The 1320-nt window shown below is 61.9% G+C and carries 1 protein-coding gene and 1 pseudogene; both read right to left on the bottom strand.

Annotation, left to right across the window (positions count from 1 at the left end):
• Positions 1-155: 155 nt before the first annotated feature.
• Complete coding sequence (locus AACY18_RS27885; RefSeq protein ID WP_339466844.1) at positions 156-989, bottom strand: DUF4123 domain-containing protein; 834 nt, start codon at positions 987-989, stop codon at positions 156-158.
• A pseudogene (locus AACY18_RS27880) lies at positions 986-1320 on the bottom strand (type VI secretion system tip protein VgrG); the annotation flags it as partial. The pseudogene AACY18_RS27880 and the gene AACY18_RS27885, both read right to left, overlap by 4 nt.

The raw sequence follows: 1320 nt of genomic DNA, 5'->3' as shown, positions 1-1320 counted from the left end.
TTCGTGCGCCAGCGCGTAACGCACCGGCACCACAAACAGTTCGGGCTGACTGGCGGGACACGGATGCACCGTGCAACTGATATCAGCGTGTGGCTGGGCTTTGGCCTCGCGTTCGGCCTGAGCGGCCACGTCGACCATGGCCAGTTTTTCGGCGCTCATCGGGCGAAGTCCTTGTCGGTCAGCAATTGGTGCGTCAATGCGCTGTTGAGGTTGTCCAGACGCTGGTGCGGCAACACTCGGGGTTCGTCCAGCAAACGCCGGTAGGCGCCGTGCTCGGCACCATCGGGAAAGTCAGTGCCCAGCACTGTGAAGAAACGCGCCCAGCGCAGGACTTCATCGACGGCACTGAAGCCCCGCCGTGCAGCACTGGCCTGACACTCCATGGCCCATTGCTGCAAAGCTGTCGAATCCATTGTGTTGAGGTATTGGGGGAAATAGCGTTGACCGTGCTCGATCAACTGTCTGGCAAAAGACTGGCGCTTGGCCGCGTTCAGGTGATCGAGTTGTTCCGCCGTCAGCACCAGCCAGGGCTTGTGCGCATACGGGATCGCGGGGTGCTCGGTTTGCTGATTGATCTGTGAATCCGGCAGACGAATCAGCCGTACTGGCCCCATCAGTCGATCACGCTCAGGCGAGGGCAAATCCTTCAGCCACAACGCGGTAATACGCGGGTCGTAGAAACGAAAGAAAACCGTCGCCCCCCCGTCAACCCGCGCGTGGATCAGGCCGCGCAAATGCGCCAGCACTTGATCTTCGACGGCCTCAGACTCCAGCCAGATGCCCGCCGTTGCGCTCCACTCCTGCCAAAAAACCGTTGCCAACGGGCTATCGGGGGTCACACCGATCAGCACGGGGCCGGCCTTTTCCAAAGCGCTGTAGGCGGTACGCTGATAAAGCGAGTGAACAGGCGCGCCGCCCGTCAGCTCGAACAGGCGATCCGAAAGTTTGTCGATCTGGATTCGATCCAGCAACAGATAAGCCCGACTCATGCGTTCACCTGCGCCAGTTTTTCGCACGCGGCGCAGACTGAAGCGGCTTGCTCTGCGGCCTGAGCCAGCGCGGCTATTTGCGTGGTGATGGACAGCGCGATCAGCGCCTGTGGATCTTCGGGCGCTGCCGCCAACGCTGTCTGCGCCGTGACACCCACCACTGGCGCGCCGCCCTCGACGATAGCGACGCTGCTGAAGATCCCCCCCGAATTGATGACGATGTGATGACCGCCAGCACTCAGCGTCAGGCTTGTCCCGGCATCAATCACCACTTGGCTCGCGGTAACCCGCGCATGCGGCCCGGCCTGAATCACCAGCGTTCCATCCGCCG

It is taken from the genome of Pseudomonas sp. EA_65y_Pfl2_P74 (assembly GCF_963970575.1).
GTDB lineage: Bacteria > Pseudomonadota > Gammaproteobacteria > Pseudomonadales > Pseudomonadaceae > Aquipseudomonas > Aquipseudomonas baetica_A.
The sequence above is the reverse complement of the archived record's forward strand: the minus strand, read 5'-3'. Positions and strand labels throughout refer to the sequence as shown.

Excerpts from the sequence above, each read along its gene's own strand:
- AACY18_RS27885 (WP_339466844.1), bottom strand. The coding sequence starts at position 989 with ATGAGTCGGGCTTATCTGTTGCTGGATCGAATCCAGATCGACAAACTT.